Raw genomic sequence first — 15,118 nt, 5'->3', positions numbered from 1 at the left:
TTACCTTGTTTTCCAGTATGAGCAATAGCCGCTTTGACTATTTCATGCGAAATCTCTCATTCAAATTGAGCAAAAAATGGATCAATCGAGTTTGAAAGCAATAACTCCATGTTTGTATTTTTTTAGAAAATTAGAGCATGCAGATGAGGGCATGGGCTTGGCAAACAAGAAACCTTGGCCATAAACGCAGCGATTGGAAATAAGAAAGTCCAGCTGCTCCTGATTTTCTATTCCTTCAGATAAAACTGAGAGCTCCATTGCTTCAGCTAAATGAATAATTGCTTTAAGCAGATTTTTATTATCTTCGCTATGCAACAAATCTCGAATAAAAGACTTATCAATTTTTAACTTGTCCAGAGGGAATTTTTTAATGTAGTTGAGGCTGGAATACCCCGTACCAAAGTCATCCAAAGCGATCAGGATGTTTTTTGCTTTTAATATTTTTAAAGTATGTAATATTTCCCTGGAGCAATCGAGAAGCGTTTGCTCAGTCAATTCAATTTCAAGATATGAAGGCGGCAAATCATAACGCATTAAAGCCTCATTGATGTCGTCAAGCAAACGATTATTTTTAAATTGATGGGCCGTAACATTGATAGATATTTTGACAGGCGGCAGCCTCTGTTGCCGCCACTGGTTCAATTGATGGCAAACCTGATTTACGACATAGGTTCCGATATCATTCATCAAGCCTAACTCTTCGGCGATGGAAATAAATTTATCCGGGGTTAACAAGCCCAACCTTGGGTGCTGCCAGCGCAATAAAGCCTCAAAGCCATAAATTTTTTTGGTTTTCAACTCAATCAACGGTTGATAATATTGTTCAAATTCTTTTTTTTCCAATGCAACATAAAGTTCATTTTCCAGCAGCATACGCTCATAGGTATATTCCCCTAACTCGTTGGCATAAAATACAAAGGAGTTTCTTCCCTGTTTTTTTGCGCGAATCAGGGCAATATCCGCGCAGCGTAACAGTTCATCTGCGTCGATACTGTCTTGAGGACAAATTGACACGCCCACAAAGCAGGATATGGTCAGTTGAGCGTCGTAGAATTCAATATTTGGTTTTAATGCAGACAGAATATGATCAATTATTTTTTGACTGTCGGTGTCATGGCTTAATGAAGCGATAACGACAAATTCATCTCCTCCAAGCCTGCACAAGGTGCCCAATTTGCCAATCCCGATTTTTAATCTTTCGGCAATCATACGGATGAGTTCATCGCCCTTGCTTCGGCCAAATACGTCATTGATTTGTGTAAATTTATGAATATCAATAATAAATACACCCACTTGATGTTTGTTGTGTAAGACGCCTTGAATGGCCATTTCTAACAGATCCGCTATCAAGGCTTTATTCGGCAATCCTGTTAAAAGATCATGCGTATTGCGGTGCATCATGTCTTTTTCAAGATTTTTTGCATCAGAAACGTCATGAAAACTTAATACTTGAACCAACGGTAGATCTGGCGTCTTTTGGGTTTGCATATGGGCCTCAAAAAATCGGCTTCCTTTGAGTTTCAGGGTCATGCGGCTATAGTTTTTTGCGGGTTGGATAAGCGTATTCATATTTTCACGAAAACTGTTCTCATCTTCTGCTTCGTGAGACATCTCCTTCAGTAAATATAAAATGGTTTTTCCTTGAACTTGTTCCATAGGCAATTGCCATAACTCGGAAAATTTATGGTTACAATGGGTGATAATCCCTTTATGATTCCAGGCAATAATGCCATCACCTGTCGCATCGAGTGTTGCTTCTGTCAGTGCCCTGAGTTTTTGTTCCTCTCTTGCCCGCTTCCTTTCGAGCTGCACATAATAAAGCAATAAAGTAAATAACAAGGTGAATATTGTCCCAAGTATAAAAATTACAAATGGCAGCAATGAGCTTATCTGATTGGCATATTGTTCCTTATGTACCGACAAAGCCAGCAGGCTGTTAATTAAAAACATTCCAAGGCCAAGTATCACGGGCATTGCAGGCCATACAGACATACCGTGATATCGGCACCTATATAACAGAGCAAATAACATGGCTACAGACATCAGTATAAATCCCAAGGCTGTATTAAGTGCCATAGGGGTAAACCGACTCCATTCATAAGCATTTTGAAGCGAAGAGGCATAGCCGCTTGCAAATAACAATGACATAAACAGCAGAAAAATGGTCAAAACGGATGCCAGAACACCCATCTTGAAGGTCCAGTGAGCCCGCCCAATAATCAGGATAACTGTTCCTGCCATAATAAACGAAACAGTGGTATTTGGAGCCATTCGCCCGGGGAAGTGGTTAGCGACGTTATAATAATGTTTCAAAAACAGCTCATCTACGTGCAAATCAATATCAAAAATAGTTTGAAGAAGCGCCAGGGAGGAGAGGACAATAATGAATATGGCAAGAAACCGGCTAGCCTTATAATAATGAAAGAGCAACAATATGATGCAAATTCCAAGTACCGCGAAGGATAAAGCAGTGTTATAAACCATGGCTATGCTGCCGGTTTGATACTGCAGCAACAAGGTGATCCCTGAATGCCACCCAATCATCACTGAGGCGCCAAGAATGATTGTCAAGCATGAAAAGACGATGCTGGCGTATAGCCACAACTGTATTTTCTTTATCACAGTAGCAAATCCTTTTGTTGTTTAATAATAGCACAATTTTATGGCAAAACCTTAAAATAGATGTTAGCTTGATTAAAGGCCGGCAAATAGGTTATTTCGGGATAGTGGAAAAAATAACGGCTTCAGGTACATCAGAATCTACCGTTTGCTCGATAACAGGTTTGATTTTTCTGGCTATCAGATAGAGGAAAAACGCACCCAATAATGCCCATAATCCCAATTGGTTAAATACATGGAGATAATCGCTATTGGATAGCAAGGGGTTTGTGGATTCCGTTTTGGTCATGGCGTTTGAAAAGTAATGAGACAGGGATGCGGCGACGCCTGATACCATCATCCAGGTGCCCATGAGCACGCCTTGCAATTGGGGCGGTGAAATCCTGCCGATCATGGCATAACCTACAGGACCAATAAGCAACTCAGCCAAAGCTTGCACAGTAAAATGACACATCACCCAATAGATGCTGATGTATCCATGGCTATTGGCTGAAATAATACCGGCAGATAAAATGAAAAAGGAAAGGGCAAGCATTAGAAAAGCGCAGATAAATTGTGTGGAAACTGAAATTTTGTATCCTTTCTCTTTTAGTTTATTCAGAAGCATTGATACCAATGGTGCCCCAATTATGATGACAATGGCATTGATATTTAAAATCCATTGTGTTGCCATTTCATAATGGAATAGTTGCCTGTCAACGTTATTTTTAATGAATATGGTGACTCCCATTGGGCCTGTGAAATAATTCATCCAAAACAGGATGGAAGTAATGGCCAAGATTAAAAAGGTCATGACTTTTTTCTTATCGTGAACGGATTTTTGCTGGAAACCCAGGTATAGAATCACAAAAAACATGATGATACTTAGGCCAATCACGACGCTATTGCTCAGGTTGGCCGTTTGAAAGCAGAGCAAGGTAAATGGGATAAGCAACAATATGATGCCCCAACCGATAGCGCTTTTCAGATGCCGTATTTTATTGTTCTTGATTTTCATGAATGGCGTATTGCTGTCTTGCAGATTCGGCCAATAAGCCCAAATTAAAATCAGCGCAATTAAGCTTGGGATAATGTTGAGATAGAACAGGTTTTGATATTGGTTCGAGCTATCAAAAAAACCGCTTACAACATATCCTGCGAGAAAGCCCGCATTCGTTGCGGCATAACTTAAAAAAAAGGCTTTGTCTCTTTTAGGATCGGTTGGTGAGAACTGTTGAGTCAGTATGCTGTTGTATACAGTGACATTTAACCCGCAGCCGACCAAAAAAAGGCTCAACCCCAGATAAAGAAACGATTGCATGGATAATGCCAGTAACAGGATACCGGCTGCCTGCAGGACTGTGGTAATAAGAAATACAGCCCGGTTACTTAAAAAACGCCCGCCGATTACACCGCCTAGCAAGCGCAGCACATAATTAAAGACCAGGAATAGAGCCACAATACTGTTTGATAGCGTATTCGATAAGCCTAGCTGTTTAGTGAGAAACAATGTTAGCGATGAATAGAGAACAGCATAAGTAAAGGTTGAAAAACCATGCATCCAATAAAGCGGGGCGATTCCTTTTGGCATTTTTTCTACTGTGGTAATGAGTGGAAGAGTATGATTCATTAATGATGTTCCGCCCCTTTAGATGACATTGGAACAGTAAGCGTGTCTATATGAATTGTCAACGGCAATTGAAAAGTGGGGGCAACTTATTGATTTTAATAGTGACCAGAAGCAAAATCCAACCGCCGGCATGAGGATTATTGTAGCGCAAGGCGCATGGTGGAGAGCGCTGATATTCTCCAAAATTAGCCAATATAGGCAACTATAGTTCATTTTAATCATAGACAATGCTAAAATATGGTCATTTTATTATAAATTAAGATATTTTTTGATCATAACAGAGGTAAGCATGAAGTCTGAAGAGAAAAAATTTAAAATGAATGATCTCCCTGCCTTTAAAGAAATCATCAGTACTGAAGAGACTTATAATAAATCATTAACTATTCTATATGCTTCTCTTAATGTTGAGGAAAATATTAAACAAAATTCGACTTTACAAAAAATAAAGCCTGTCATTTTAAATCTACAAAAAACATCTAATGATTTAATCACGCACTTAAAAAAATTGGGTGATTTGTTTTCACAAGATGAAGTAAATAAAGAAGAGTTATTATCTCTGCGAGATGAAAGAGAAAAGCTTAAAAAAAATTTTTATATTAACTACCTCCAGTATGAGCCATTGTTTAAAACCTATAGCGAAGAATTAATCAATAAAACAAAGGATTTTAAGGACATCAATATTTATATTATTAATCATAAAGAAAATAAAAATAAATTGAACCTTCATTCTCATTTAATTATGCCCATACAGCGTGGGATGCGCTATCAATTATTAATTTCTGAACTGGCAAAATCCAAAGAACATATTGATGAGGAAACTTTGAAATATCTGACGGAATTTGCTAAATCAATTGCAGATAATCTGAAGGAAATCAATGAGGAAATACGTCGCCAGCAGGAATATTATTTTGGCAAATATACTTATACAGCAATGGCTAAGGTTACAAGTTATATCAGCTCTTTTTTCAAAACTCAACAAATTAAATCCAATGAAACACCATACCAGTTTGGGGATTTGAAAAATCAAATAAAAATAAATGATAGCGAAGAAGATATCGTTATCATTACTAAAGAAGACGAGAATAAAGAAAGTTTCAATGTATTATGAGAAATCTTTAATCCAAAAAAGGACTTGGTCTTGTTAGCCAGGATGACTGGTTTGTAGTTAATCACTTGTTCGCTGTTTGGGAATAGCGAATTAATAGAATAATTGCAGTGGTTCAAACTTGATCTGACAGTTGCCGGTTTTTCAGAAGTGTCTGTCAGGTCAAATTCAGTCTGTCGGGTAATGATTTAAATTTATTATGTCCGCTGCGCCATACTTAAGCACATTCGGGGGGCTGTCAAATCTGCTTGATTTCGGGGCAAACGCAAATGGGTCAAAATGAGCAAGCCCTAGCCACTTAAGGGTTGATTCGTACTCTGGGTGATTGGGATTCGCTACAATTGCCTTCAAGTTTTCATAACCAGGTATGCCGCCTATATCTTCAGGCGGACAAGTATTTTTTCCGTCAATGCATCTAGGATATTTTACTGCTGGTTCTTTGGGAAACTCACCTTCAAATTCAATCAAGGTGCTTCCAAAGGTGCTTAGTAAGTTAATATTTGCTTAATAATAATCTAGTAATATAAAAAATATACAGATTATTTTGCTTAAGCCATGAAATTAATCAAAAACAGCTCTGCTCTTCATGATTTAAATGGCTTTATTGAAAAAAAACTAGCCGAATTAATAAAAGAAGAAAAAATCAGGGAGCAAAAAGAACGCAATAACCTCGGAAGCAAGGATAAACTCACAATAGGGCAGGAGAGTTTTAAAAAAAACCGCGCAGCGACTGCTATTCAACGTCTTTGGCGAAAAAGAAAAATCAAGCAAGCATTTGTCAAAAGTCCGTACGAAACCTATCTTTCTCTAATTGAGCCACAGGATGAGCAACGCCTTCTCTCCAGTATCATGTTTGGAAGGCATGTTGCTGAATTACAAGGAGCATCAGAACAAAGAATTCAAAATCCATATATCCATAAAAAAGCATTTTATCATCGAGATGACAATCTTTCTGGCGCATTGTTAGAAAAACTTTTGTCAGAATTCAAGATTTCTCAATTACAAAAAGATGAAAATATTTTAATTCCAGTCACTCTACTAAAGAATACACCGGTTGAGGAAATAGCAAAGAATTTTTTCCCTAAATCAGGAATGACAAAGGAACCAAAATTAATTAAGGATAATGAACATGCAATTGGGATTATTGCCATTCCAAGAAATAATCCAAACAAAAATCATATTGTCCGCATATTGAGAGCCTCTGGTTTAATTGCTTCTCCCTGGGAAATTGCAGTTAATATTAAAAAGAATAAAGATAATATATCACCCATAAAAACGACTAAATTAGATGAAAATCTCCCTAAAACTACAGAAGAATTATTTAAAAGCAACATAATCCATAAATTATCTCGAATAGCAGAAAACAAACGCTATCCTACGCAAAAAATTGCCAAAAGTTTAGTAAAGATTTTAAAAAAAATGCCAAAAAACTTAAAACCTGCAGCGGTGCAACGTATTAGTTGCATGGTTGATATGGCAAATACTTTTTACGAGTATGATTATCCTAAATTCGCATTTGCTGTTTATGCGATACTCCATGAAGTCAGTTTATCTTTGCTAGAGCAGAATAATAAAGAGGGTTTAAATCAGGGATTTGATGCTTTTTTAGAAGAATCCCAGGATACAATGCTTCAATCATCAGGGTTAGACCCAAAAAAACTAGATAAAACTTCGTTTATTGCGTGCCCTACCATGTCAGGAACCAATGCGTATGCGCTAGCAATGAAACTAGCCTTGAAAATGACGAAAACCTCAGGTAATCCTCCACCTGTAAAAGTATTAAAACCGAGTTATTTTGAGTTTGATTATATTACGAAAACGACCAATAAATCTGATGCAGATATTTTTGTGCTATCTGGAGGTCCTATTGTCAATCCAGAAGGCTTAACGCCTGGGGTAGATATTAATCAGTTTATTAAGCGCAATGTTATTGATAAGAAAAGGACTAAACCAACAACATTAATTATTGATGCCACAACCACCCTATATAAAAATCTTGCTTTAGACGAAGAAGTTAAAGAGTTAATTTATCAAGGAAAGTTATCCATAATTATTCACGAAAGCCACCAAAAATTTGGCATGATTCATGCTGATCAGGCGCAATATGGACGGATGTTTGCCTTATGTTCAAAAGAACAATTTGGCAGTGAGATAATTGATGAAATGCAATCAAACGCCAAAGAAGATTATTCAAAACATTTAGATTTACGGATTGGCGCATATATCAGTACCTCATGCGGTAAGGTGCTTGAGGAAATAAAACAACAGCACTTCACAAATGGAGCCTTATTAAGAAATATACTTATCCAGGCATCCTTGGCATCCAGCAAAATTGTTAAGCATGAGGACATGTTATCCAATCTTGAAGAGCTGTATTTTGTCACGTCTTCTCATAAGGAACTTAAAGAAGCTTCAAAAGGCATCATTGAAGCAAGAGATAGCTTTGGCCATTTTGGGACAGTTAAAGCAAGGGTTGCTGATCAATTCCGATTAAGTCCTGATGCGTCAGATGATATAGATTGTTTGATTCAAACAGCACAAATTTATCTGGCTCATTATTTTAAACCAAATCATGCTTTGGAATTGCTTGTTCAAAATACTAAAAAAAGTGAAAAATTATCGATTTCAGAACAAATTATTGCCGCAGCGTTAGCAAATAATATCATAAACATCGTGAAGGTGGTCAATCCATCAAAATCAATACCCTTAATGTTTGCTCTTGGTAATTTAATGGAACACTGTGATTCTTTAAAGGGAAGACAATATTACAATAAAATTACTAAAAATTATTTTGAGTTAAGACAAAGGATAATCCAGAAATATGACGTGAAAAACCCGAAATATTTTTTTACATTGACGCAAATTCTTTACAATAAAAACATTGAATTAGAAGATAGACACTTAAAAATTTTATCTTCTAATGCTGTTGTAAGTAAGATAATTTTGGAAAATCATGAAGATTTGTCGAATGATGCAATTGTAGCCATACTTAATCTGGCCAATGATTCTCTCACTGATAAGCAAGCAAAAATGATGGCAAATAATAAAAAATTCTGTGCCAGTATTGTCAAAATGCATAATGCAGTTGAAGAAATATTTTTAAGTCTGGATAATGCCCCAGATAAATACCAAAAGGCGAAATATTTTTCAAAAAAATATTTCGCGACTTCTTTTAAGGCACTAGAGAATTTTCATGATGAAGCATCAAAGCTTGCCGGTGATAAAAATAAATTAATTGATGAACTAAACCAGGCAAAAGATGTCTATTGTAAGGATGTCCTGGGAAAAGACAGAAGTACTGGCTCAAAAGCTATGCGATACATTTTAAAAGCTGCTGTGAATTTCATTGCCGCATTAACTTTTGGAGTTGCGCACTATATTAACTATAAAAAAACGGGACAGGCTGTATTTTTCTCTGGTACAAACAGCCAAAATAGATTAAGGAATTTACACAAAAAACTTATAGAAGAATATAAAGATGAATGCCAAGAAAGCAAGCCATCGAATTCAAAGAATGTTTGACCCTATAAATAATTGTGTATCGAGCCAGCGATTTGATCAGTGATTCCGGGGTATTTAATCACCCCATCGATTCACACGGAAGATTATCTTTAAGGCAGGGAGAAGTCTGTAAAGAACTTTTTCTCTTTCTCAATGATTCACCGCTAAGCTCCAGACGGATGGCTTATGCGGGAGTCTGTCAAGAATGGCATCTATAAGAGCATAACCTACATCAAACTATTTGAGTCAATGGACAAGAAATCCTTCTTATTGTACACGCTGCTTTTTTTCTTATTACCATGTAAAATAGAAGATCACCAACAAAACCTAAAATGGATTTTACTTACTAGGATGATGTTTATGAGCCAGCCAGCATGGAACCAAAAAATTCAATCTTATCAATCAAATCAGCCCCAATGGGAAAGAACAGCATCTGTACGTTCGAAGCCCAGACGCTTATTAACAGATGAGGAAAACCCCGAGTTTTATTTTCCACCAGAACAACAAACGTTATGTGTTCATCCTCTTATTGAAAAGATGGGCGCAGAAGTGAAAAAAACGATTTTAATTCATTCACTTTATAAATATCTCAATGACATCGCTAACATCGAAAAAGATATCATTAATCAAACAGCCTATAAAATTACCAAAAATGATTATTTTATCGAGTTCTCAAGAGACATAAGACACGATGCCTTGTCGGTAATCATTGATGAAAGTTATCACGCCTATGTCGCACTGGATTTTTTGCACCAGGTAGAAGAAAAAACGTCCATATCGGCTTTTGAATTGCCAAAAGAAACTGCGTTATCTCATGCGATTAAAAACATAAAAGCCGAACTTCCTACAGAATGCATCGATAATTTTGAATTAATAGCTACCTGTATTGCAGAACATGCGCTAACGAATGATTTGATTGCTGTATCGAAAGCAAAAAACATGTCGCGAACATTCTACTACGTCATGCAAGACCATGCTCAAGATGAAGGTAGGCATGCGCGCTATTTTGAACATCTGCTGGCCGTTTTCTGGGAAGCGTTGCCTATTGAACAAAAAGAAATCATAGGCCCGTTTTTGCCCAAATTAATTCATCAGTATTTTAATCCATCATTTCAACGAGCCTACGATGAACAAATTCTGAACTTACTCAATATCGCTCCCGATCAGATTCAAATCATACTTAATGATACGCATGACGGATGGTCAGACCATTTCATCAATCAAGAAAATATCGTTGCCAAGCAAATGATAAATCTTTTAAAACGCACTCAGGTTTTTGAAACTCCGTGTGTTCAAGAGGCCTTTAAGCCATTTTTGATGGTTTAAAGAATCCCTTCTCCCGCCAGCAGGAGAAGGGGTTCATACGTAGGACAGGCAGGATACAGTTTTATAAATATTCTCTTTTTGTAGGGATGTACAATGCAAAATTTTAATATCTTAATCCAGACAAATGATCCAATATTTACTCCTATCCTATTTGAAGTCAATGCATTAGGCCACAGAGTTACCGTTTGTACTCAATCAGAAGAGATTATTAATTTTTGCGACAATGAGCTTATCGATTGCGTGAATAAAATCCATAGCAGATCCTATGATTTTATCATCTCAAGCTCGTTTTCAAATGATGTTTTAAGTCATAACTCATATGTTATCACCCCTTCGCTGAGTGCTGGTGATTTTAGTTTACCAATAGCAGCAGGATCTTTAGCGCACTGGACCATTCATAGGCCCGGCAATGTGACGCACTAACGTGCGGACATCTAATTGCGAAGGAAACATGTGAGCCTGCGAAGATTATTCATTCCCTGCAAGAATCACTTGTTGAGCTGATTGTTGACTGGGCCAGAGGCGAATCAAGCCTCTCTTCTCAACAACATACCGCTGCTGTTGCAGATATAAATACTAAATATCTTTTTGAATCTAAAGCCAACTTGCATGGCTTGTTAACATCGTTAATGCAACGCTACTTTAATGATAGCGCCTGTTTGATGCGAGCAAAACATGCCTTGAGTTGGGCGGATTTAGATGGCACTTATGATGTCGGTCAACCTAAACTCGAAGACTTTGAAGAAGCGAATTTATTTCTTATCCATGTGAATACAAGCACGGCAACAGACCGGATTGAAAAGCCAGATGCTCTATTATTTTTAAAAAAAACTTCGTCAGGAACCGAACTCGACTTATATTCCAATGATATTCGATTCCAGTATTTGTTGGAACACCTTGCAGTCTTGGTTGAAGCGGATTGCACTACTATTGATATTCTATCAGAAGATGAGCAACGGGAGATTCGCAGTTTTAACCCGTCTAGATTAGAAGTGCCAAAAATCTCTATCATAGATCAATTTGAACAAATAAGATTACAATATCCAGACAACATCGCTATTGTATTTAAAGACGAACAATGGACTTATAAAGAGCTTGATGGTTTATCGGAGAGAATTTCGCTGTACTTAAGCTCATTAAATTTACCCATAGATAGTCCTGTGCTTATCGCTATGGACCGCTCTCCTCTTGTGATTGCAACCATCTTGGCCGTTCTAAAAACAAACTATTGTTATGTACCTATCGACCCATCTTATCCTGGTGAACGTGTTGCAGCTATGGTTAAAGACACTCATGCTTTATATTGCTTGAGTACTACATCAGAGATAAATTATTTCAACGTGGATCCAGCACTAACAAAAATCATTTATATCGATGAGCTACTTGAGTCGGAACATTCATATGAATTTAATATAAAACAAACGCAGCCCAAAGCATCAGATTTAGCATACATTATCTACACATCAGGAAGCACAGGCGCCCCTAAAGGCGTGATGATTGAACATGGAAACGTGGTTAATCTCGTTCGTGCTGAAACAGAAGTATGCCAGTTATCAGCATCCAGCCGAATTCTAAATGTCGCATCACTGGGTTTTGATGCTGCTGGCTGGGATATTTATGGCGCATTGCTCAATGGAGGCACCTTATACATTGCTCCTAAAGAAATTCACACATCACCTGATGAACTGCACCAATTTATTAAAGATGAGCAGATTTCCTTCGCAACATTAACACCCGCAGTGCTGGCATTGATGCCTCGTGAATCCATTGACTCATTGCAGACTTTAGTGGTTATGGGAGATGTTTGTCCTCGGGATGTCATGGAATTCTGGGCTAGTACCGTTCGACTTTTTAATGGTTACGGTCCTACAGAAGCAACCATCGGTGCTACCATGTCGGAGTTTAACCCTAATAAACAATCGACCTGCATTGGCAAACCCATGTTGAATTACGAAGCTTATGTGCTTGATGATCATTTAAACATGCAACCTGTGGGCATCAAAGGTGAGCTTTATATCGCAGGGGATGGACTGTCTCGCGGATATTTTAATAATCCCGAACTCACTGAAGAACGCTTCATATATCACCAATTCAAAGGCGATTTAACCCCCACTCGATTATATAAAACAGGTGATTTAGCCTTTTGGAATGCTGATGGAGAACTAGAGTTTGTCGGTAGAAAGGATTATCAAGTCAAAATTAGAGGGATTCGCCTTGAGCTTGGAGAAGTTGAGATTGTCTTAGAAAAAGCACCAGAGGTACGACAAGCACTGGTGATAACTGGCGGTGAAGGTGGGAATAAACACCTCATTGCTTACGTTACCCTCAATGCTGAAATGCAAACAACGAAAAGACATCTGCTGGATTATTTAAAACATTATTTTCATGCTTCTGTGCTGCCTCAATCCATTATGATCGTAGAGGCATTTCCAATCAATGCCAATGGCAAGATAGATCGTAAGAAATTACCTGAGCCGGTATATGATGTATTTGAGGGACAAAATTTTGAAGAGCCAAGTACCTTTCAGGAGAAAACGATTTTAGCGATTATCCAATCGCTTCTGCAGCAACGCACCATTTCAATCAAACAAAATATATTTGAAATTGGTGTTCATTCATTAATCGCCGCGCAAATTGCTGCCCGAATTAATGAGCAATTCAAAATAAAATGCTCAACGCGTGATGTGTTTGAAAAACCAACGGCTTACGATCTAGCCTTAATGGTTCAATCCCACTCAACAACCAACGATGATTTGACCATTCCCCTGGCTTCTAAACGAAAAGGCCCATTAACGCCTTCACAAAAGCGATTATGGTTTTTGCATGAATTAAATCCCAATAATACAAGCTATAATCTACCATTTGCGATTGAATTAAACGGAACACTTGATATCGGATTATTTAATCAAGCATTTGATGCCATCGTTCAAAAGCATGAGTCGTTTAGATTGATATTTAATCAAGAAAATGGAATACCTTATCAAGAGGCTCTAGCTTATTTTTCTTATGAAATTCCTCTAATTTCAATTGATTATGGCAATATTGATGCAACTTTAAGCCAGTATTGCCAACTCAGGTTCTCTCTAAAAGATAAACCACCCTTTTTTGCTGCCTTATTTAAGTTAGATGAACAAAAGCATGTATTCTTTTTCTTAAAGCACAATATCATTACAGATGCGTGGTCAGAAGGAATCATTATTTCTGAGTTAGCAACTACCTATGAAAAACTATTGCGAAATGAGCCTATAGTTGAACCTCAGCCAACGCCTCAAATTATCGATGCAGCCTATGTCATTCATGAAAATTTGAGCTCTAAATCATTAGATAAAAGCATTAGTTATTGGGCCAAGAAGTTAGAACACGCCCAATCCTTTGATTTTCCTGCCGATAAGGCAAGACCCACTTATCTAAAAGGGGTTGGTTATCGGTATCATTATGCGTTTACTAAGGTTAATCTTAAAAAATTAAGACGATTAGCCCAGTCGAATCTAGCGACTCCATTTATGCTATTGGTGAGCGTGTTGAATGTCTTTATGGCAAAATACTCTGGTCAGACAGATATCACATTAGGTACTGCATTAGCTGGACGCGATGTTTCTGATTTAGAACAGATGACTGGCTTTTTTGTAAATACACTGCCATTAAGAACGTCCTTTTCTAATTGTGACACTTTTGCTGAAATATTAAAACTCACACGCTTAACCTGCATCGAAGCGTATGAGCACCAAAATCTACCGTTTGAAAGTATTGTTGAGGCATCAAAGACTGAACGCTCCATCAATAAAAACCCTTTGTTCCAAATTATGGTGGTTTTACAAAATGCTGATGAAGGTCAAATCCCCTTATTTGGTCCAGCGCAACCAAAACGACGGTCGGTGCAAACCCATACTTCGATGTTTGATTTAGTATGGAATTTCTGCGAGGACGGTGAGCTGCTAACTCTTGAATTGGATTACTCTACAGAACTTTTCGAACAGACAAGTATTGTAAGACAAGTAGCTAACTTTGAGAGTTTGCTGACCTATGTCATTGAACATGCAGACACTGTATTTGAAGAGCTGCCTATTGTTTCTGAGTATGAGCGGCAGGTCATTAGTCAATTCGAACATGGTCCCAAATGTCAGTTACCTTCCATGTCAGTGATAGATCAGATTGCGAAACAAGCAGTTCTAACACCTGAACATGTTGCATTACGTGTTGGTGATAATGCGTATTCCTATCAATCTTTGCTAAATCAGGTAGATCTATTAGCTCGAGGGATTCAGTCAAAACTAAAAGATAGCGGCCACCGTATCGGAATTTTAATGGATCGCAATGAGCATATGGTTTTTGCGATCTTAGCCACATTAAAAACTGGAAATACCTATGTGCCTATTGACCCAGATTACCCTAGCGAGCGCGTGCAATTAATGTTGGAAGACTCTGATGTCTCTATGGTGATTACTGAAAAAGCTCAATTTACATTTCAAGAAGTTCCCTGCCTTTCAGTACCTGATTTGTTAGAAGCAGGAGTTCATCAAGATTTAAATCCCGTGGTCATCGAACCCGAAAGATTAGCATATATCTTATACACATCAGGCAGTACCGGTCGCCCTAAAGGGGTAATGGTGACTCATCAAAATCTAGCTAATCTATGCATGGATTTTGTTAATCGATTATCGTTTGGCGCATCCGACCGCTTTTTAAGTATTACGACCATCAGTTTTGACATCTTTGGTCTGGAATTATATTGCCCACTGTTGGCAGGAATTGAATTGGTCATCTGCCATCAGGATATTGCTAGAAATCCTGTGTACTTGGTGAATTATATTAATGATATTCAGCCATCGCATATGCAGGCCACACCTACAATGTGGTCGATGATTGCAGACCATTTAGCAGTTAAAAATAATTTTACTGTGTTATGCGGCGGTGAAGCGATATCTTCTCCATTATTGTCGAAGCTGCAACAACGCGCC

Annotated in this window: 8 protein-coding genes; 5 read left to right on the top strand and 3 right to left on the bottom strand. The window is 37.7% G+C overall.

Annotation, left to right across the window (positions count from 1 at the left end; translation table 11 throughout):
* Positions 1-81: 81 nt before the first annotated feature.
* Both Llon_RS05080 and Llon_RS05075 read right to left on the bottom strand, forming a co-directional pair.
* Positions 82-2,622: a putative bifunctional diguanylate cyclase/phosphodiesterase gene (locus Llon_RS05080; RefSeq protein WP_237758262.1), complete on the bottom strand. Its 2,541-nt coding sequence runs from the start codon at positions 2,620-2,622 to the stop codon at positions 82-84.
* 91 nt (positions 2,623-2,713) lie between these two features.
* Positions 2,714-4,228, bottom strand: coding sequence for a peptide MFS transporter (locus Llon_RS05075; protein ID WP_058528969.1), 1,515 nt, complete (start codon positions 4,226-4,228; stop codon positions 2,714-2,716).
* 289 nt (positions 4,229-4,517) lie between these two features.
* Here Llon_RS05075 and Llon_RS05070 point away from each other — a divergent pair, with 289 nt between their 5' ends.
* Positions 4,518-5,336 carry a RhoGEF domain-containing protein gene (locus tag Llon_RS05070; protein ID WP_058528968.1) on the top strand — a complete coding sequence of 273 codons (819 nt, stop codon included), beginning with the start codon at positions 4,518-4,520 and terminating at the stop codon, positions 5,334-5,336.
* A 165-nt stretch (positions 5,337-5,501) separates the two neighbouring features.
* On the opposite strand, the gene Llon_RS05065 is transcribed toward Llon_RS05070, so the two are convergent.
* Positions 5,502-5,801: a plasmid pRiA4b ORF-3 family protein gene (locus Llon_RS05065; protein WP_058528967.1), complete on the bottom strand. Its 300-nt coding sequence runs from the start codon at positions 5,799-5,801 to the stop codon at positions 5,502-5,504.
* 87 nt (positions 5,802-5,888) lie between these two features.
* Between Llon_RS05065 and Llon_RS05060 the strand changes: the two genes are divergently transcribed.
* The 4 genes from Llon_RS05060 to Llon_RS05045 form a co-directional block, all read left to right on the top strand.
* The gene (locus Llon_RS05060; protein WP_058528966.1) at positions 5,889-8,855 is read left to right on the top strand and encodes a hypothetical protein; all 2,967 of its coding nucleotides are present in this window, start codon (positions 5,889-5,891) and stop codon (positions 8,853-8,855) included.
* A gap of 228 nt (positions 8,856-9,083) precedes the next feature.
* Complete coding sequence (locus Llon_RS05055) at positions 9,084-10,160, top strand: diiron oxygenase (protein ID WP_162261941.1); 1,077 nt, start codon at positions 9,084-9,086, stop codon at positions 10,158-10,160.
* Positions 10,161-10,253: 93 nt separating this feature from the next.
* A complete protein-coding gene (locus Llon_RS05050) occupies positions 10,254-10,583 on the top strand; it encodes a hypothetical protein (protein WP_058528964.1) in 330 nt (109 codons plus the stop codon).
* 206 nt (positions 10,584-10,789) lie between these two features.
* On the top strand, positions 10,790-15,118 hold a 4,329-nt coding region (locus tag Llon_RS05045; RefSeq protein WP_193391624.1), incomplete at its 3' end, for a non-ribosomal peptide synthetase.

This window comes from Legionella londiniensis (genome assembly GCF_001467825.1).
GTDB lineage: Bacteria > Pseudomonadota > Gammaproteobacteria > Legionellales > Legionellaceae > Legionella_A > Legionella_A londiniensis.
The sequence above is the reverse complement of the archived record's forward strand: the minus strand, read 5'-3'. Positions and strand labels throughout refer to the sequence as shown.

Coding starts and splice junctions, on each gene's coding strand:
- Llon_RS05055 (WP_162261941.1), top strand. CDS start 9,084: ATGGACAAGAAATCCTTCTTATTGTACACGCTGCTTTTTTTCTTATTA.
- Llon_RS05070 (WP_058528968.1), top strand. CDS start 4,518: ATGAAGTCTGAAGAGAAAAAATTTAAAATGAATGATCTCCCTGCCTTT.
- Llon_RS05060 (WP_058528966.1), top strand. CDS start 5,889: ATGAAATTAATCAAAAACAGCTCTGCTCTTCATGATTTAAATGGCTTT.
- Llon_RS05075 (WP_058528969.1), bottom strand. CDS start 4,228: ATGAATCATACTCTTCCACTCATTACCACAGTAGAAAAAATGCCAAAA.
- Llon_RS05050 (WP_058528964.1), top strand. CDS start 10,254: ATGCAAAATTTTAATATCTTAATCCAGACAAATGATCCAATATTTACT.